The organism is Flavobacterium marginilacus (assembly GCF_026870155.1).
Classification (GTDB): Bacteria; Bacteroidota; Bacteroidia; order Flavobacteriales; family Flavobacteriaceae; genus Flavobacterium; species Flavobacterium marginilacus.
This window is the reverse complement of record NZ_CP113975.1, coordinates 4,444,552-4,464,062: the sequence shown is the minus strand read 5'-3', so window position 1 is coordinate 4,464,062 and position 19,511 is coordinate 4,444,552. Positions and strand designations below refer to the sequence as shown.

The window sequence follows — 19,511 nt, the reverse complement described above, 5'->3', positions numbered from 1 at the left end:
TATGGTATTTAATTAAAGTTTAAGTTGAATTTTATTGTTAAGTCTTCTCCTGTTTTTATTGCTCCAAACATGGCAGTTGGAGATTTCATGCCAAATTCGGTAAATGTTATTTTGTTAGATCCCTGGATGCTTACAACACCATTTGTAACTGTTGTTTTTACTTGTGTTTTTAGTACTTTGCTTACTCCGGCAATAGTGTAGGTTCCAGTAAGGTTCCAAGTGGTTTCATTTATTTTTTCAGCAGACTTTAAAACATATTTGATGTTTTTGAATTTGTCTGTTTTTAAAGTTTCGTAAGCTACTTTGTCCATACTTTTTTTCTCGCTTTTTACAGTTTCAGCAGGAAGTGTTATATCGATGCTGTTAATGTCTGTTAATTTAGAATCGGTTACCGTAAGATTCGCTGTTCCGGTTCTTGAAGCTGATTTCATTTCCCAATCATGAAGTGTTGATGTTCCAAGTACTGAAAAGTTTGTTTTTACGTCCAAAGTGTAGCTTTTTTGAGCATTTGCTGATAAGACTATTGCAAAAAATGCTGTTGTTGCAATAATCGTTTTAAGTGTTAATTTCATGGTCTTCTTTTTAAAATAATTGTAATAAAATTTCTGCTAATAAAAGAGATTCGTATTATAATCTCTTTTTGTCCTTTGTTGGTACAAATGTATAATGGAAACGAAAGTAGTAATATGACAAAAATCATGTTAATCAAACTATAAAAATTGTATTTTTCTTAACGAAAAGGGCGAAGGATTAATTATATCGTTTTCTTTAGTTTTTTTGTTTTTTTAATTTTATACTTTAATTGTCTAATGTGTTGTATATGTGGGAGTTTAAGGTATTTAAGTATTTTTAAAATAAAAGACAACTTTCTCTTTTATATGGTTTTATGTTTTTTTAAAAATATTAAAAAAATTTTTGTTTTTATTTAAAAATGTATTTCATTTCTGTCAAATATTTCTAAGTCAAAAAGCAATTGTGTTTTTTTAACATTTTTAATGAATAGAGTTGTTTTTTTGAGGAATTCATGAAAAAGATTAATCTGCTTGTACATACGGAAGAAATGTTTCAAATGAGCAGTATTTAAAATTTTGTTATCAAAACTGCAGTTCCACAAATTGTCATTAAATTTGCACCATGCAAATTGAGAAAAAAGACATACGGGCACTATCCAAAGATCAGCTGAGAGATTTTTTTACATCCAATGGAGACAAAGCATTCCGAGGTAATCAGGTATATGAATGGCTGTGGAGCAAAGGCGCGCATAGTTTTGAGGACATGAGCAATGTCTCCAAGCAGACACGTTCTATGCTGGAGAATAACTTTGTAATTAATCATATCAAAGTTGATACAATGCAGCGCAGCGAAGATGGTACTGTTAAAAATGCTGTTCGCCTCCATGATGGATTGGTTGTGGAAAGTGTATTGATTCCCACCCAAACCAGAACAACGGCTTGTGTTTCGAGTCAGGTGGGATGCAGTCTGGACTGTAATTTTTGTGCTACTGCAAGATTAAAACGCATGCGTAATTTAGAACCGGCTGAAATTTATGACCAAGTTATTGCGATAGATAAAGAAAGCAGACTGTATTATAATCATCCGTTGTCCAATATTGTTTTTATGGGTATGGGCGAACCGCTTATGAACTATAATAATGTTTTGAAGGCGATTGAAATGATTACTTCGCCAGAAGGATTAGGAATGTCGCCAAAGAGGATTATGGTATCCACATCTGGTATTCCTAAAATGATAAAAAAAATGGCAGATGATGAAGTGAAATTCAAACTGGCCGTTTCTCTTCATTCAGCCATTGATAGTATCCGATCCAGAATAATGCCTTTCAGCCAAAATTTTCCTTTAGCAGATCTGCGTGAAGCATTAGAATATTGGTACCGAAAAACAAAAAGCAAAATATCATATGAATATGTTGTCTGGAAGGGAATCAATGATGATAAAGCTTCAATTGATGCCTTGGTAAAGTTCTGCAAATATGTTCCCTGCAAAGTAAATCTGATTGAATACAATCCAATTGATGATGGGGAATTTCAGCAGGCTTCCGAAGAAACGATAAATGCTTATATAAAAGCGCTGGAATTTATTGGGGTAGTTGTAAAAGTAAGAAGGAGCAGAGGTAAAGATATTGATGCGGCCTGCGGACAATTAGCTAATAAAGAAGCTTAGAAAATACAATAAGGAAACATTAAAAAAAGGATTGAAAAGAATATAAGACTCTTTTTGGTCCTTTTTGGTTTTAATTTTTTTTAATGTTTTTATTTTAAAATAGTATATTTGGAATCTAAATGAATATTACCACACAAATAAAACAGCCTATAGTTAACGAAATGGAACTTTTTGAGAAAAAGTTCTACGAATCGATGACCTCCAAAGTGGCACTTTTAAATCGTATTACTTATTATATTGTCAATAGAAAAGGAAAACAAATGAGACCTATGTTTGTTTTCTTGATGGCAAAAATGGTTTCAAAAGGAACTGTAAACGAGAGAACTTACAGAGGAGCCTGTGTGATAGAGCTGATTCATACCGCAACATTAGTTCATGATGATGTGGTCGATGACAGTAACCGCCGCAGAGGTTTTTTCTCCATTAATGCACTTTGGAAAAATAAAATTGCTGTATTGGTTGGTGATTATCTGCTGTCCAAAGGGTTGTTGCTTTCGATAGATTATGGCGATTTCGATTTGTTGAAAATTATTTCGGTAGCTGTTCGGGAAATGAGTGAAGGCGAGCTGCTTCAGATTGAAAAAGCCCGAAGACTTGATATTACCGAAGATGTTTATTACGAAATAATCCGAAAAAAGACAGCAACTCTTATTGCTGCCTGCTGTGCTCTTGGCGCCCGTTCTGTTGTAGAAGATGAAGTTCAGGTGGAGAATATGAGGAAATTTGGCGAGCTTATTGGAATGGCATTTCAGATAAAAGACGACTTATTCGATTATTCAGAAGAAGCTATTGGGAAACCAACAGGGATAGATATCAAAGAACAGAAAATGACTTTACCTCTTATTCATGTTCTTAATAATTGTACTCCAAAAGAAAAGAGCTGGCTCATCAACTCTATAAAAAACCATAATAAGAATAAAAAAAGAGTCAAGGAAGTGATTGCTTTTGTAAAAGACAATCATGGTTTGGCTTATGCCGAAAACAAAATGGTTCAATTTCAGCAGGAAGCACTACAACTGCTGAACGATTACCCCGAATCCGACTATAAAGCGGCGCTTATTCTAATGGTTAACTACGTTATCGAAAGAAAGAAATAGTTTTCAATATCAATCTCAGTTTCAAAAATCAATGGCAATTTCAAAAGTGATTGCTGTTGAGTTTTGATATTGATATTGCCATTGATTTTTAAAATTACATTTTTTTTTTAAAACCCATGCAACCATTTTTTGCAGATTCTCGTCTATACTTATAGAAACACTTTTTTAAACGATTTTGAAAGTAATTAATTTACATCAGGAAGAAAACAAAGCAATTGCATTGGCTGTCAAAAATGACCGGCAGGCACAGCAATGGATCTATTCTAAGTATTCGCCAAAGATGTTAAGTGTCTGCCGGCAGTATATAAAAGACCTGCACTCAGCCGAAGATGTAATGATTACCGCTTTCATGAAAGTATTTGTCAGCTTAGAAAAATTTGAACATAAAGGAAGTTTCGAAGGCTGGATTAGAAGGACAATGATTAATGAGTGTATTTCATTTATTAGGGTTCAAAAAAAAGTAAGTTTTGTTGAAGATGAAATTTTTTCTGAAGAAAGTTTTAATAATATAGAAAGTCATTTTTCTATAGAAGATATTCAGAGTTTAATAGACAGTTTGCCCGATGGTTATAAAATGGTTTTCAATTTATATGTCATTGAGGGATACAAGCATCAGGAAATTGCAGGTTTGTTAGGGATAAATGAAGGGACATCAAAGTCACAGTTGTCACATGCGAGAAAGGTGCTGCAGGAACAAATTAATAAGTTAAAGAATTATTGTTATGGAACCGAATAAAATTGAAAAACAATTCAAGGAGCAATTAAATTCCCGGGAAATAAAACCTTCAGAAATGGCGTGGGACAAATTAGACGCTATGCTTTCTGTTGCTGATAAGAAACCAAAGAGAAATTTTAAATGGCTTTATGCTGCAGCAAGTATTTTAGGCTTTTTATTGGTTAGTACGGTTTATTTTAATCGTTTTGAAAGCGTAAAAACAAATAGGGATTTGCCAATTGTCTTTGAACAAAAAACAGATGTAAATCATTTAGAGGAACAGAAAATAATCAGCAAAAGCGTTTTGCGTGAGCAAATTCAAAAAAGAACAGCGAAAAGACAAACAGTTGTGGCTTCTAATAACGCTCCTAAAGAACAGCTAATTCAAATTAAAAATAAAGAAGAACTTCCAGCTATCAATAATTTAAAAGGAGATAGTGCTATAGTTAATTCTTCTGAAGACAAGAATTACCAGCCGACTGCCAAAAATAAATACATTTCAGCTGAAAAATTATTAGCAGAAGTCAGTAATACTAAATTTGAAGCAAAAGTTACTAACGAAACTATTGAAACCAGAAACGCTATTTCTATAAATCCAAATGATCTATTGCTGAATGCTGAAACTGAATTAAATCAATCTTACAGAGAATCAGCTTTGGACAGATTTAATAAAAAATTAAATTCAGTAAAAACTGTTTTAGTTAATAGGAATTACGAAAAATAAATCAAAATCAAAATCATCAATCAAAAAACGAAAATCATGCAAAAAATTATTTTATTTACCACAATATTATTGGTTGCTATAGTTACCCAATTAACTGCTCAGGAAAAGGATTCAGTACAATCCTTAAAGTGGAGTACTAGTCAATCTGAACCCAAAAGGTTTGAAATTGGTCCTGATAAAAGCCCTGAATTTAATAATCAAAATGTTTTCACCGTCAAATCAATTAAAAGTAAAATAGATGGTTTTGGTACCAGTATGAGAACTATTAATCCAGATTTGTTTTTAGGAAAAACAATTAAAATGTCTGGTTATGTAAAAAGTAAACAAGTAAAATCTTGGGCTGGACTTTGGATGCGGGTTGACTACTATCGTACTGCAGTTCTGGCTTTTGATAACATGCAAAATAGAAGTATAAAAGGAACAACGGATTGGAAGAAGTATGAAATTGTTTTATTTGTGCCAAAGGAAGCAACATCAATTTCTTATGGTGTTTTATTAGATGGAACTGGTCAGATTTGGTTTAAAGATGTAACTCTTGAAGTGGTCGATGATACTGTTCCAGAAACAGGTTCGAATAAAGGAAGATTACACAAAACAATTTCATTTGAAACAAGAGCAAAAGCAATTGGAGATCAAATTAAAAAAATATCAGATTATGAAAAAAATGCTTTAAAAACTGAAATTGATTCGATAGATAATGAAGTTGCAAAGGGAATGATTTCTAAAGAAAAAGGGGAAAATCTTAAATTGAAAAAAGCTGAAATTCACGCTGGTAATATCGAAAAGAATGTTTTTGTCGAAGAAAAAAAATTAAACCAATTAGTCCAAGATAGAGTTGATGGGAAAGTTGAAGCAGAAAAGGTAAACAAAAGTGAAGGTGCAAGGTTTACAATTGGTGATTATAACGATTGTACTGATGAGGATAAAACAATAGTTAATCTTACATCTATGAAAGTATATCATGGACAAAAGGATGTAGAAAATAGGCAGTCCAAAAGAACTACGACTCAATTTGTTTTTGCTTTTGGAGCAAATAATTTAGTAACCGATAAACAGGTTGCCAACTCCGATTTTAAATATTTCAAATCGCATTTTTATGAATGGGGGATAACAGGTAATACCAGAATTTTGAAAGAAGATAATCTCTTGCATTTTAAATACGGAATGTCACTGATGTATAACAATCTTCGAGCAACAGATGATCGTTATTTTGAAAAAAATGGTGCGCAGACTAATTTAGTAGCAAGTACGGTACATTTAGAAGAATCAAGATTTAGAAATGTCTATGTAATGGTGCCTTTACATTTAGAATTTGATTTCACTAAAAAAGAAGTTCGCGATGATGCCAGTTATTTTAGAACTCATAAAAGTGCGAGAATTGGTATAGGTGGTTATGCCGGATTTAGAGTGAAATCCAAACAGATTCTTTATTTTGATGATGCTGTCGGGAATGATGTAGAGCAAAAAACAAAAGGCAATTTTAATGTAAACGATTTCAATTATGGTTTGAGTACCTATGTAGGATATAAATCAACTAGTGTCTATCTAAAATACGATTTACAGCCTTTATTTGAAAACAACACTGTTGATCAAAATAATATTTCACTAGGACTTCGTTTCGATTTTAATTAAATTATATTAGTTAGTTTTTTTAAGAGCCTGTTTAAATTTTATTTTTGAGATTTATTATTAGAGGATTTTTGAGTGAAACAAGGCAAATTTTTATAAAATAGCAGAGCTATTGTATGAAAATTTAACGAAGTTGTAACCAAAAATCATCATAAGAGAGCCAATAAATAAAGCTTAAACAGGCTCTAAGAACCCTTTCAGAGTTTCAAACTTTGAAGGGGTTACTATTTTAAAAAACTTAGTAACTTAGCGACTTAGAAACTTAGCAACCTGAGAATAAATTGATACCACAAGCAACTATAGATACTGTTTTTGAAACCGCTCGGGTAGAGGAGGTTATCGGCGATTTTGTACAGTTAAAAAGAGCAGGAAGTAATTTTAAAGGACTCAGCCCGTTTTCGGATGAGCGTTCCCCATCGTTTATGGTGTCGCCGGCCAAAGGAATCTGGAAGGATTTTAGTTCTGGAAAAGGAGGGAATTCTGTTGCTTTCCTGATGGAACATTCGCATTTTACTTATCCGGAAGCCATTCGTTATTTGGCAAAAAAATACAATATCGAGATTGAGGAAACAGAACAGACTGAAGCAGAAAAAGCAAATACAGATGTTCGTGAAAGTATGTATCTCGTTTCTGAATTTGCAAAAGATTATTTTCATAATACACTGCTGCATTCCGAAGAAGGAAAGGCAATTGGTCTTTCGTATTTTAAAGAAAGAGGTTTTACAGCCGAAACTATAAAGAAATTTGCACTTGGATATTCTCCCGAAACTTGGGATGCATTTACTAAAGAAGCATTAGGAAAAGGATATAAATTAGAGTTTTTAGAAAGTACGGGATTAACTATTGCCCGTGAAGATCGCCCTTTTGACCGTTTCAAGAGCAGAGTGATGTTTCCTATCCAAAGTATGTCGGGAAGAGTACTTGGTTTTGGCGGCCGAATCTTGACGAATGATAAAAAAGCTGCCAAATATTTAAACTCGCCAGAGAGCGAGATTTACCATAAAAGTAAAGTGCTTTATGGTATTTTTCAGGCGAAACAATCAATTGCTAAGCTGAATAATTGTTTTTTGGTCGAAGGTTATACAGATGTTATTCAATTCAATCAAGCGGGTATCGAAAATGTTGTAGCTTCATCTGGAACGGCACTTACGCCAGATCAAATACGGTTAGTTAACAGACTGACAAGAAACATTACCGTTCTGTTTGACGGCGATGCCGCTGGACTTCGTGCTTCTATCCGAGGAATCGATTTGATTCTTGAAGAGGGAATGAATGTAAAAGTCTGTACTTTTCCAGACGGAGACGATCCTGATAGTTTTGCTAAAAAAACACCCCATGATGATTTGGTTGCTTACTTAGATGCTAATGCAAAGGATTTTATCCAGTTCAAGGCTTCGATTTTAATGGATGAAGCTAAGAATGATCCCGTTAAGAAAGCTGACCTGATTCGGGATATGGTGACGAGTATTTCAAAGATTCCGGATAGAATTCAGCGTGAAATTTACATTCAGGAATGTTCCAGAATAATGGATATTTCGGAACAGGTTCTGACAAGCACTTTGGCGCAGCTGGTGCAGAAAGATGTTGCCGAAGTTGGGAAAAAAGTAAAGCAGGAACAAAAAGCTTTTGAGGTTGTAAAAAATGAAAATCCTGTCCAGACTGCCAAAGTGGATGTGCTCTATCGTCTGGAGCGCAAAATAATTGAGATTCTTTTATTGTACGGGAATAAAACGGAGGAATTTGAAGATGTTTTTTTGAGAACAAATGAATCCGGTGAAATTGAAACTGTAACCGAGATGAAAGAATATAAGGTCTATCAAAGGATTTATCTGAGTCTGCAGGAAGATGAGGTGGAACTTGCCAATCCTTTATTCCGTGATATTTTTAATGATTTAATTCAATATTTTCTGCAGAATGAAAATCTGGAATTTGAAAAATATCTGATGCAGTTAAATTCTGATTTTGCTCAGGAAGTGACTGATATTTTAATGGAAGATGAAAGACTCGTGCTGCATAACTGGGTAGGACAGAATATTATTCCAAAAACTAAAAATGAAACCATTGGACAGTATGTGTCGGAAACTATTCTGACGATGCGCTGGTATCTGGTAGATAAAATTATAGATGAATTAAAAAACTCTGTATCAAATGAACCAGGTTCAGATAATACAGAGTCAATGTCAATGGCGATGGATTACTACAAGCTAATTAATTCGTTTTCAAAAAAATTAGGAAGAGTAATGTCGCGCTACAGTTAAACGATTTCTAAAGTTTTAGCTTTGTTTACTAAATCTACTAGATTCGTAACGTTTAATTTAGTCAGCAATCGTAGTTTGTAAGTACTGATTGTTTTTTCGTTAAGCGATAAGATTTCAGCGATTTCATGGTTTTTCTTTCCATCGCTCAAATAACGCAGTACTTCAACTTCACGATTGGAAAGTTTTCTGTACAAACGTTCGCTTTTGCTTTGTTTTGCAATTAGAGCAATGTTTTTCATGACTGCTTCATTCATGATGATTTTACCTTGGTTTACTTTGATGATCGACTGACCCAAAGTTTCCAGTTTTTCGGTTTTGTGGACAAATCCAGAAACCCCTGCTTTAATAGCATTTGGAGCGTAAATCTGTTCCGAAAGACCGCTGTAAAAAATAATTTTTGTTTTTGGAAAATTTTTCAAAACCGATTTGATTTCGAAAATACTTGAAAGGCCTTCAAGTTCCAGGTCCAACACTAGGACATCAATTTCTTTGCTAAGAAGGATGTCTTTTACCATAGCGAAATTTCCAACGTTTGCAACGATTGAAATTTCAGAATGGTCTTTGAAGTACGATTTTATTCCAAAATGTACTACAGGATAGTTATCTGCTAAACAAACTTTAATCATGGTATTTAGTTTTAGGATTGTTTTTGAAGATATAAAATTAAAAAAATATTTTACATAAGTCTAATTTTTCGGACAAATTATTTTTTTTTTAACAATTTATTATACAAACAGGTATTGGATTCATTTTATGCTGGTTATTTTTGTTAAGTTTTTTATAAATTTCGTAAACTGTTTTTTGACGTTCAGTGAAAGTTTCAGGGTCAGTTTCTGAATCATTTGCGTCCATTGCCCATTCCAATTCATCGTAACTTGCGCCCAATTGATCTTCATCTGTTCGGTCGTCGCCAAATAATCCGTCTGTAGGAGAAGCAGATAATATTGAGTCCGGAATTTTTAAATAAGCACCTAATTGATATACTTCGGATTTTACTAAATCGGCTATCGGACTCAAATCAACTCCGCCGTCCCCGTATTTAGTGTAAAAGCCCACGCCAAAATCTTCTACTTTGTTTCCTGTTCCAGCTACCAGTAATCCATGGATGCCGGCAAAATAGTACAAAGTGGTCATGCGTAAACGGGCACGTGTATTAGCAAGAGATAAATTTACAACAGCTTCATTACTAACAGTTGGAACCTCTTTTTTGAATGTTTCAAAAACTGAAGTTAAATCTGCAGCAGCGCTGGTCACATTTGGGAATCTGTTTTTTAATTGTGAAATATGTTCTCTGGCTCTTGAAACATGGCTTGGTGCCTGATGGATTGGCATTTCAACGCATAATACTTTCAGTCCGGTCTGAGCGCAGAGTGTTGAGGTTACAGCTGAATCTACACCACCGGAAATTCCTATAACAAATCCATTAACTTTTGAATTTTCAGCATAGCTTTTTAGCCATTCGACAATATGTGTATTTACTTTTTCGATCTGAAGGGTTCTTTTTTTAGTCATAATAGTTTAAGTTTTAAAAAGGAGGAATGTATATTTGCAAAAAAAAAAGCGTTACCATCTTTTTTTGACTTCCTTATGGTAACAAATTTAATAAAATAATAGAATTGAATAGAGGATGTTTGGTTTAGGTTGAAAAACCTCATGAAGATTTGTGAATTATTCTCTAAATACATCAGAAAACTGATAAATAAATAAAATAAGTATGAAATTATTTCTCTTAACGATAGTCTGTAGCCTGCTTTTGTTATCTTGTGATCAAAAAAGCAAAGTTGAAAAGGCCATCGAAGAAACATCTGTTGAAACTATTAAGGTTGAGCGTTTTGATAAAGAGTTTTTTGAAACCTCTCCAAAAGATTTGCCTAAATTAAAAAAGAAATATCCTTATTTTTTTTCGCCTCAGATTAATGATACTGTCTGGACCAATAAAATGACTGCTCCAATCTGGAAAGAAGTATATGCTGAAGTTGAAAAAAAATATCCAGCGTCTGAAGGGATTCAAAGCAGTATTGAAGCTTTGGTACAGCATATGAAATATTATTTTCCAAAGACTAAAACGCCAAAAGTAATTACTTTAATTTCGGATATGGATTATAATAATAAAGCCATTTATGCCGATTCATTAATCATAATTTCATTGGAACTATATTTAGGAAAAGAGCATAAATTCTACACTTTTCCAAAATATCTAAAGCAAAATTTTGAAGAAAGACAAATGATGCCGGACGTAGTGACTAGTTTTTCGCTTAGGAAAATAGTTCCTCCGACAGAGAAAAATCTGTTAGCACAGATGATTTATATTGGTAAGGAACTTTATCTGAAGGATATTCTGCTTCCGGAATATACAGATGCCGAAAAAATGGGATACACTCCAGAGCAGCTTGTCTGGTGTCAGGAAAATGAAAATTATATCTGGCGCTATTTTATTGAGAGGGAAATGCTTTACAGCGGTGACCAAAAGCTGATATCACGTTTTATTGACCCATCTCCATTTTCAAAATTTTATTTAGAGATTGATAATGATTCTCCCGGAAGAGTTGGTGCCTGGATAGGCTGGCAGATAGTTCGCTCGTATATGGAGAATAATAATGTTTCGGCAGACCAGTTGTTAAAAGCCAGTGCCAAAGAAATTTTTGAACAATCAAAATACAAACCCAAGAAATAATGTCAGATAAAAATACCTCAGAAATTAAATTTTTAGTCGAATTAGACGAAAACCGTGTTCCGGAAAAACTTTTTTGGACAGCAGAAGACGGCGGAGTAAATCTCTCGGAATCGAAAGCCATTATGCTGAATGTTTGGGACAGCAAAGCCAAAGAAAGCATGCGTATCGATTTGTGGACAAAAGACATGCCTGTTGATGAAATGAAAATTTTCTTTCACCAGACACTGATGTCTATGGCTGAAACTTTCAGAAGAGCCACAAATGATGAAAAAATGTCGGATACAATGCTTGACTTTTGTGATTATTTTGCAGAGAAATTAGAGTTGAAAAAATAAATTTTTACTAAATTCCAAATTCTAGCTTTTGAAAATTAGAATTTGGAATTTGATTTTTTTGTCTGCTCATTATTATATTTTTTAAGATACAATTTTGCTTTTTTCTTAAAACCTATAATTGATGCAGAATGAATCTTTATAGGTAAATTGATGATTTCTAACGCCATTTTTTTTGCCTTTGCCTTTTGATTGGTTTCCAAAAATAAGTCAAATAAATCCACTCGGGCTTCGTATCGATATGGTTCAACATTTTTATTGTAAGTGTATATAGTTTCTGCCAGAGTATATTGTTTCTGTTTTTTTAATCCATTAGCAAGGATTCTTCCAAAGCTTGGCTTTCCTGAACGTTCAAAACCAGTTTTAATATAGGCAGTGCTTTCTTTTTTATACCCATTTTTTATGAGAATTATACCTCCCATAAAAAGTTCTTCTCCTTTGTTGTCAATTTTTGACAAATAACCCTTTAATTGATTTTCTCCTTTTAGATAAAGCTTGTCTTTGTATAATTTATATAGCTTGTATTCTGCGTTTATGCGATTAATTTGTATGATTGCAAATGATAGGATAAGTCCAATTGTTATTAATTTATAAAAAGTTCTGTTTTTACATTCATAGATGACTTTCGGATTCGTTGTATTTATAATTATAACGGTACAAATGCAGGTTATTATTGGAAAAATAGGCAGAGTAAGAATGTTGTTTGTTAGCGAAAAAACTAATAAACAAATAAGTATTGTACGTGCTATTTGGATCTCAATAGTATTTTCTTTTTTCCTAAAAAGAAGTACAATGAAAACTAGAAAAGGGAGAATCCATAAAATACCCAGTTCGAAAGTTAATTCTAGGAAATCGTTATTTGCATTATAAATATAACCAGCATTTTTCATTTCTTCCCAATTAGAATTAGTGTCAAAATACTGCGCTTTTAATTTATTATATTCTGATGAAAATGAATTTACTCCGTAGCCCAATGGGTTTTTAGCGATTTGTTGTATGACTTGTTTAGTAGTAAAATATCGCCCAGAATTTGACTCTGCTTTGTTCTTGTTTACTGCTGTTACAAAATAAAGACTGCTAACAATCAGTATGCCAATTACTAAAGTTGTTTTCCAATTAACGGGGGATTTCATTTTTATTTTTGAATGATAAAAATAATATCCTATTGCAGTACATAAACTAATAAAAGCACCTCTTGATTCACTAATACAAACCCCTATTAAAATCAGTAACAAACTCAATCCTAAACCAGTTTTTATTAAAGAATTTTTTGCTTTTTGGAATAAATACAGACTGCTAAGACAACCAATGCTTAAATAAATTCCTAATTGATTAGGTGAAAAAAACAGTCCTGTAGTTAAGAAAAATTCATTTGGAGATGAAACTAAATGTTTCCATTGTAAAAACATCCAAAAAATATTAAGGACTGCAGTGCTTGTGCAAAAATAGAGTAAGTAAATCAGTATTTTCTTGGTAACTTCTGTTGCTGTACTATAAGTTCTTAATAGTAGATAAATAACTAAATAACCGATGTAACACCAAATGGTAGTATTGTATATGGTTGCTTTTGAAAAGATGATAAAATGAATTGTTCCGATAATGGCTAGCAATATCAAGATGGTATCATGAATATTTATTTTTAATGTTTTGTTTGTTGGATTAAAAAATAGGGCAACAGGTGTAAGTATAAAAATCCAGTAAATATAATCTTCTTTTAGAAAGGGAAGATTTTCGCTAGAGCAATTTATAAGAGAGACAATAAGAATTAAAATATAAGAAATTAAGAAAAAAATAGCTTTCATGCTTGCTGTTTGTCTGATTTTACGTAGCAAATTTTAGTTATTAAGAATTAAGTTGTTAAAATAAAATATAATTTTAACTTATATTTAACACTAAATAAGTATTTTTTTACTTTTTTTGAAATAAAATGTAAGAAATAAATTATGTGTAAAAAAATATTGGGATGTTTTCTTGTTTTTACTTATGCTTTGTTTGCTCAGCCAAAAGACAGTACAGAATTTAAAAGAATAGAATTAAAAAATGTCTTGACTGCACATTATCCTAACGATATCCAAAAACAGCAGGCTGTCGCTTTCTTGATGGATAATATTTCTATTCAGAAGTCTCAAAATTACGCTTGGGTGGATGAGAGCGGTAAAAAAGTACTTTTTAACGAATTCGATTATGATAATAAGGAAATTGCAGTAAAGAAATTTAAAAAGCTAAAAGACAGCATCAAAATTAAGCCTCAAACCTATAAGGTGATGGATGTTAATGTAGTAACCCCTGAATTGATAATTAAAGACATCGATTTGGCTTTTGATTCATGGAGGAACAATCCTTGGTCTAAATCGTATGATTTTGCTGCTTTTTGTGAATATATTTTGCCTTATAGGAGTATGACAGAGCCTTTGGAAGATTGGCGTAGTGACTATCAATTTTTAGTTTCAAATGCCAGCAATACTGTTGAAAATAAAAAATCATCTGTTGAAGTAGCGACTAATGTTATTTTAGAACTTAAAAATTTCAGATTTTTAGAAAGCCGTCCAGATCCAATTCCCTTTTTGAGTCCAAAACAATTATTATTTAGAAGAGAAGGAGCTTGCAGTGACTTGGCCAATTTAACATTGTTGGCATGCCGATCCATGGGACTTGCTGTCACTTTTGATTTTACACCTTTTTATGGAGCTTCTTCTAAAAGGCATTTTTGGAACACAATAATTACTGAAAAAGGAGAACATATTCCTTTTAACGGCAACTGCTTTGGGAATTCCAAAGGATTGCCATATGCTTATAATGCAACCGAAAAACGCTTAGCTAAAGTGTTTCGTAAGACTTATTCGATTCAACAAACTGCATTGGCGTCCATTGTAGATGCTAAGACAATTCCTGATGGGTTTATGAAAGACAAAAACATTGTAGACGTTACGGCCGAATATGTGGCTGTCGGCAAAATCAGTTATCCAATTCCTGCAGCAAATCCAGCTGCTATTGGGTATCTCAATGTCTTTAATCTGGGAAAATGGAGTGCTACAGATTGGGGAAAGAGAATTTTAAACACTATTGAATTTAATAATTTAGGAATCAGTATAGTGTATTTGCCTAGCTTTTATCTGGCGGAAAATCAGACAATGCAATATGAACAGTATCCGATATTATTAGATGCTGAGAAGAATCAAATTGTCTTGAAGCCTAATTATGCTAAAACATTTTCATTCAGTATCACTAAAGATAAGGCTAATAAGGAGAAAACATTGGATTTTAATTCCTTTGAAGTTTTTGAAAATGAGATTTTCAGGCTGATGGTTTGGGACAACGGCTGGAAAAAAATTGAAGAGGCAATCTCAAAAGACAGCGCAATCCATTTTTCTAAAATTCCCGACAATGGTTTGTTTGCAGTGCTTTGTAAAAAGAGTAATGGTTATGAACGAATTTTTAGAATTAATACTTCTACTAAACAAATTGAATGGTACTAACATTTCAAATTCCAAAAAACGAATTTTAAACAATAAACTTAAAATAACAACAAATGAAAATACCAATTTACTTAACTCTAGCTGTCCTTTTGTTTGCAACAAGAGTCCAATCACAAAATTTTGATGAAGCCAAAAATGTAAATGTTCCCAGTGAGGAAACCAAAACGAACACAAAATCTGATGGAAAACAAATTCCCAATATAAGTGTTGTAACTGCATCAATGGAAAAGGTGTTTTATATTAATGCCAAGCGTGCAGGTCTTACTGAAGAAAATACTAAAGATTTGATAAAAATCATTGAAGAACGAAATCAGGTGTTGAAGGATTTGGATAACCGGAAAAAGCTGGCTAATGGTGCATTTAGTGTTGAAGATCCTGGAACTCTGTTTAATTTTAAAATAAAGGAAGCTCGGAATTTTTATGCCAAAAAAATAAGCCAGTTAATTACCTACAATCAATTCGGGAATTTTGTAGTGGATAATTATAGAGATGAAGCCACAGAAAAAGCCAAACCTGAGTTTATGCAATTGAGTAAAAACAATCCTGATTTAACCAAAGACCAAAAGCTAAAATTGTACAAGCTCATTTATAGCTATCATTTGAATCAGCTTTTGACTAATGCTTACTTAAGTTTTGATTCTAATTTACTAAAGCCTAAACTGGGAGTTTTAAGATTCAACTTCGAAAAAGAGTTTGCGAAAACCTGCAAAGAATTTAATGTAAAAACAGCAGAAGTTAAAGAAGCTGCTTCGAATGATTTTCAGTGGAACTAAAGAATCAAATTCTAAAAAGGAAATTCCAAATTCCAAAGAACAATAAAAAAATGAAATCCAGATTTAGCTTCGCTCCTCTGCTTCGATAGCTTGCTGTCGCACGTGTGGAGAGTGTTGAGGTGAGAAAATAGTTAACAACAAACAAATTAATATGAAAAAAAAATACACATTACTGCTCCTGTTTTTAACCTTGGGAGTCATGGCGCAAACCGATTGCCAAATTAAGCTGGAAAGCGCCAAAGAAATTATGGAAAGCGATGCGCTTTTCAAAGATTATGATAAAATTTTTCAAGAGCTCCTGCCTTGTGCGGAGTCGGGTGTTCCATTAGCCCAAAATTATATCGGACTAATGTATATAGAAGGACTTGGAGTTGTCAAAGATGAAGCCAAAGGATTTGGTTATATAGAGCAAGCTGCAATAGGTGATAATCCTGTGGCACAAAACAATCTGGGGAATTTATACCGTCAAGGGCAGGGTTGTGCTATCAATATGGGCAAAGCAGTGGAATGGTATCAAAAAGCTGCCGATAAAAAAAATTCCCGTGCGGCTTATTCTTTGGGCTACATGTATCTCAAAGGTTTTGGTGTGCCACAAGATTATGCTCAGGCAGTAGCTTGGTTTGAAAAAAGTAAATTTGATATGGCAAAACACTGGCTGGGAGTATGTTATTATCTGGGATACGGAGTGCAGCAAAACACAGAAAAAGCTTTGGAATATTTGTATGGAAATAAAACCTTAAATAGTAAGGCATTCCTAAAGAATATAAAAATAGACAAACGGGAGCAAGTACTAACTCAAGCCGATCAAGCCATTGAAAAAGCTAATGAAGGAGATAAAAAAATTGCTCCCGAAGTAATTACTGCTAGTCGTGAGCTGGCAACTGAAAGTGCAGGAGAGACTATATCACTAAAAGCGAAAGATATTCTAGGACAATGGACGGGGCGTTTTATTGAATACGACTGGTCAGGAACAATCCCTTTACGTGTTTTACCGATAGATATTACTTTCAGTAAAAATGAATTGGGCGACCTGCAAACCAAGATTATTTTTGAAGGCAAGACATTTGAAGATGTTGTTTTGTTTGAGAACAACAATCTTTTCCTGCAAGGATTCAATTTTAATCTTGATCAATTGTACAGTCATAGCTTCAAGGTCTATCCGTTGGATTATACCGTTTTGGGAATGGACATGACTCAGAGAAAATATAACAATACCCGTTACCTTTTAGCTGATGTGGATAGTTTTATAGGTGTCTGGAAAGAACCTGGCACACCTATATCACTGGTATTGCGACCTAAAAATGACAAAACGGTTACTGCAGAAGAAGATGCCGTATTACTAGCTTTGGCTTCGCAAAAAGCAGAGTTTATCAAGGTATATCCAGTGCCGTTTAAAGAACAGCTCTACATAGGTTTTGAACTCAACGACCCAGCCCAGGTGCAAATAACGTTAACGAGTGTAGCAACAGCACATACAGTACGGGTAGCTGTTACAAAGCTAGAGGCAGGAATGCAATCCTACACAGTGGATACTGCCAGTTTGCCCGAGGGCTATTATGTTGTTCGTGTACAGGAAAACGAAAAAGTTCATACTAGAGTCGTAATCAAACAATAAAAACCATGAAAAATATTTTGAAAAACCTAAATAGCAAATGGTTTTTGTTATTTTTGTGTACATTCTTTAGTATAACTGCACAGGCGCAGTGGAGTGAGGGTGAAGATGATCCTAATAGCTGGATGAATGATGCGGGTGATCCATTTGCTGCTGATCCAGATTTTAATGGCCCTGAATGGCAGGGTGGAGCAACTGTTTACAATGATTATCATGAACCAGTTATTGATTATGGAAATCTAATTAATCCATATAATTATGGCGAAAATTATAATACAGTTTATTATGATGATTATGATGATTATAATGATGTAACTCAAAATAGTTCCGATGATTCGTCACAGCAAGAAGGGCAAAATATAATAGATAAGCCAGTAATAACGCAGGCTGAATTAACCAAATTAATACAAGATCTTATAGGTCGTTATCATGTAACGAATAAAGATAATTTTGTTCTTGTAACAGCTGATGGAAAATCGCACACGGGTACTATAACGAGGCTTTATGATCCTTCCACTGGACATTCTTTCTATTACTTTACGCCTTATGAGAATAGTGGTGTATTGACTGTAGGTATGCAATATAGAATCCCAGAACCTACTAGTAATGGATCTAATGGCGGTGGTAGTAATATAAACCCTCCTATTTCAGGAAGTATAGATCAAAGTGGAATGCCTGTAGGGTATCACAATATAGGAAAAGATGATGGATTTATCAATGTATATATATATGAAAATAATGAACGTACAGAAGATTATTGTCAGAACTGCAACACAATTGAATATGTAAATAATCCTAAATATCAGCAACTTGCAAGACTGCTTCCAAAAATAAAATCTTTTGTATTAAATCAACCATTAATTATGAAAGAACTAGTGAATTTAAGTGGATTTTCAGAGGCTCAGATAATAAATTTGTTATCGACAGAAAAACTAACACAATTAGTCAGAGTGGCTAATATTAGCGATTTTGGGCTATATGAAAATATTGTAACGCCAAATATTATATTTATTCAGCGATACCTTGTTTCTTCTCTTGAAACTGGTGGGTATTTTCTACCTGGCACACCTGGCACACCTGCAGTTGGTACACCAGGTGTGCCAGGTATGCCGTATATACCAGCTACACCTGGTGAGCCGGATTTACACGTAAGTTTAGCAGCCACATCTTTTCATGCCATGATAACGATTTTACACGAATTAGTTCATTTCGGGAGAAATATGAATCATATGCCACAGATGGTTAATGTTGTTTATGAGGCTGGACAAGTTTTTGAAACGAATATTTTTGGAGAAAGATTAACAATGGCAGGAGTAACAAATTTAGCAGCACGATATGGATGGAATTTTTAAAAAATTAGTTTTTATTTTTTTGTTTTTAGCAGTTTTAGGCTGTAAAAAAGGAGAGTTGCAATTGCACGAAGATAAATTACGCGCAGACAAATTACGAGATGATAAATTAATTGCAGAAGCAAGAAATTTTATCAATGAGAATTGTAATATTCTTATAGATTCTGTGGAAGGATTTGATGTTATGTCTTTGAAGAATAAAATTAGAACCCCAACATTTACAATTGGTTTAATGGATTCTATTTCATATCGCGGTTTTTTGAATCCAAATAATTATTTAAGATTTAAATTGGAAGATACTGATTTAGTTGGTTTTAAGTCAGTATATAGGTTGAAATTAGTTAAGGCGAAAACTTATGATTCCGATGTTTTGTTTGTTGTATTTTCAGATTTTAAAATGGAGAAAGATTATGCTTATATTCGTGTAAAGAAAGTTATTGGTATCAGTATGCTTAATGAAACATATTATTTTAAAAAAGAAAATGGCAGGTGGGTCTTTAAAAATAAAAGACTGATAAATATGGGATAGAAAGAGTCTGTTTTTCTGAATTTAATATTTGCTACAAGACAAAAGTTTTAAAAAACAACACGTCACTTTTATTAATGAAGGTAGAGTATTTGCATAAATCGTACAAAATATCCCAAAACAGAAAAAAATTCAGTTTTGGGATATTTTGTATTTAAAAAGGAAGAT

17 protein-coding genes are annotated in these 19,511 nt (G+C 33.2%); 13 read left to right on the top strand and 4 right to left on the bottom strand.

Going from position 1 to position 19,511, the window contains the following annotated elements; translation table 11 throughout:
* Positions 1 to 8 precede the first annotated feature (8 nt).
* Positions 9 to 572 (bottom strand): YceI family protein, encoded by a 564-nt coding sequence (locus tag OZP07_RS18480; protein ID WP_194641648.1) that lies wholly within the window; start codon positions 570 to 572, stop codon positions 9 to 11.
* 562 nt (positions 573 to 1,134) lie between these two features.
* Between OZP07_RS18480 and rlmN the strand changes: the two genes are divergently transcribed.
* The 6 genes from rlmN to dnaG all read left to right on the top strand — a co-directional run bounded on the left by rlmN (position 1,135) and on the right by dnaG (position 8,601).
* Complete coding sequence (gene rlmN, locus OZP07_RS18475) at positions 1,135 to 2,178, top strand: dual-specificity RNA methyltransferase RlmN (RefSeq protein WP_281636268.1); 1,044 nt, start codon at positions 1,135 to 1,137, stop codon at positions 2,176 to 2,178.
* A 119-nt stretch (positions 2,179 to 2,297) separates the two neighbouring features.
* Positions 2,298 to 3,275 carry a polyprenyl synthetase family protein gene (locus OZP07_RS18470; RefSeq protein ID WP_194641650.1) on the top strand — a complete coding sequence of 326 codons (978 nt, stop codon included), beginning with the start codon at positions 2,298 to 2,300 and terminating at the stop codon, positions 3,273 to 3,275.
* 175 nt (positions 3,276 to 3,450) lie between these two features.
* A complete protein-coding gene (locus tag OZP07_RS18465) occupies positions 3,451 to 4,011 on the top strand; it encodes an RNA polymerase sigma factor (RefSeq protein ID WP_281636267.1) in 561 nt (186 codons plus the stop codon).
* A complete protein-coding gene (locus tag OZP07_RS18460) occupies positions 3,998 to 4,714 on the top strand; it encodes a hypothetical protein (RefSeq protein WP_281636266.1) in 717 nt (238 codons plus the stop codon). The genes OZP07_RS18465 and OZP07_RS18460 overlap by 14 nt, the downstream gene beginning before the upstream one ends.
* 36 nt (positions 4,715 to 4,750) lie before the next feature.
* A complete protein-coding gene (locus OZP07_RS18455; protein WP_281636265.1) occupies positions 4,751 to 6,346 on the top strand; it encodes a hypothetical protein in 1,596 nt (531 codons plus the stop codon).
* 278 nt (positions 6,347 to 6,624) lie between these two features.
* Positions 6,625 to 8,601, top strand: coding sequence for a DNA primase (gene dnaG, locus OZP07_RS18450; RefSeq protein ID WP_281636264.1), 1,977 nt, complete (start codon positions 6,625 to 6,627; stop codon positions 8,599 to 8,601).
* Here the strand turns inward: dnaG and OZP07_RS18445 are convergent.
* Positions 8,598 to 9,227: a response regulator transcription factor gene (locus OZP07_RS18445; protein WP_194641655.1), complete on the bottom strand. Its 630-nt coding sequence runs from the start codon at positions 9,225 to 9,227 to the stop codon at positions 8,598 to 8,600. The genes dnaG and OZP07_RS18445 overlap by 4 nt on opposite strands.
* Positions 9,228 to 9,315: 88 nt before the next feature.
* Positions 9,316 to 10,113, bottom strand: a complete 798-nt coding sequence (gene nadE, locus OZP07_RS18440) for an NAD(+) synthase (protein WP_194641656.1) — start codon at positions 10,111 to 10,113, stop codon at positions 9,316 to 9,318.
* A 202-nt stretch (positions 10,114 to 10,315) separates the two neighbouring features.
* Here nadE and gldB point away from each other — a divergent pair, with 202 nt between their 5' ends.
* A complete protein-coding gene (gldB, locus tag OZP07_RS18435) occupies positions 10,316 to 11,275 on the top strand; it encodes a gliding motility lipoprotein GldB (protein ID WP_281636263.1) in 960 nt (319 codons plus the stop codon).
* Positions 11,275 to 11,610, top strand: coding sequence for a gliding motility protein GldC (gene gldC, locus OZP07_RS18430; protein ID WP_281636262.1), 336 nt, complete (start codon positions 11,275 to 11,277; stop codon positions 11,608 to 11,610). Before gldB ends, gldC begins: the two co-directional genes overlap by 1 nt.
* A 35-nt stretch (positions 11,611 to 11,645) precedes the next feature.
* Here the strand turns inward: gldC and OZP07_RS18425 are convergent, their stop codons facing one another.
* Positions 11,646 to 13,409 carry an O-antigen ligase family protein gene (locus OZP07_RS18425; RefSeq protein WP_281636261.1) on the bottom strand — a complete coding sequence of 588 codons (1,764 nt, stop codon included), beginning with the start codon at positions 13,407 to 13,409 and terminating at the stop codon, positions 11,646 to 11,648.
* Between the two features lie 141 nt (positions 13,410 to 13,550).
* Between OZP07_RS18425 and OZP07_RS18420 the strand changes: the two genes are divergently transcribed.
* The 5 genes from OZP07_RS18420 (at position 13,551) to OZP07_RS18400 (ending at position 19,346) form a co-directional block, all read left to right on the top strand.
* Complete coding sequence (locus OZP07_RS18420; RefSeq protein ID WP_281636260.1) at positions 13,551 to 15,083, top strand: transglutaminase-like domain-containing protein; 1,533 nt, start codon at positions 13,551 to 13,553, stop codon at positions 15,081 to 15,083.
* A 53-nt stretch (positions 15,084 to 15,136) separates the two neighbouring features.
* A complete protein-coding gene (locus OZP07_RS18415; RefSeq protein ID WP_281636259.1) occupies positions 15,137 to 15,856 on the top strand; it encodes a hypothetical protein in 720 nt (239 codons plus the stop codon).
* Positions 15,857 to 16,007: 151 nt separating this feature from the next.
* A complete protein-coding gene (locus OZP07_RS18410) occupies positions 16,008 to 17,471 on the top strand; it encodes a T9SS type A sorting domain-containing protein (protein WP_281636258.1) in 1,464 nt (487 codons plus the stop codon).
* Positions 17,472 to 17,476: 5 nt separating this feature from the next.
* Entirely contained in the window at positions 17,477 to 18,820 is a 1,344-nt protein-coding gene (locus OZP07_RS18405; protein ID WP_281636257.1) for a hypothetical protein, read from the top strand.
* Positions 18,804 to 19,346 carry a hypothetical protein gene (locus OZP07_RS18400; RefSeq protein ID WP_281636256.1) on the top strand — a complete coding sequence of 181 codons (543 nt, stop codon included), beginning with the start codon at positions 18,804 to 18,806 and terminating at the stop codon, positions 19,344 to 19,346. The genes OZP07_RS18405 and OZP07_RS18400 overlap by 17 nt, the downstream gene beginning before the upstream one ends.
* Positions 19,347 to 19,511: the final 165 nt, after the last annotated feature.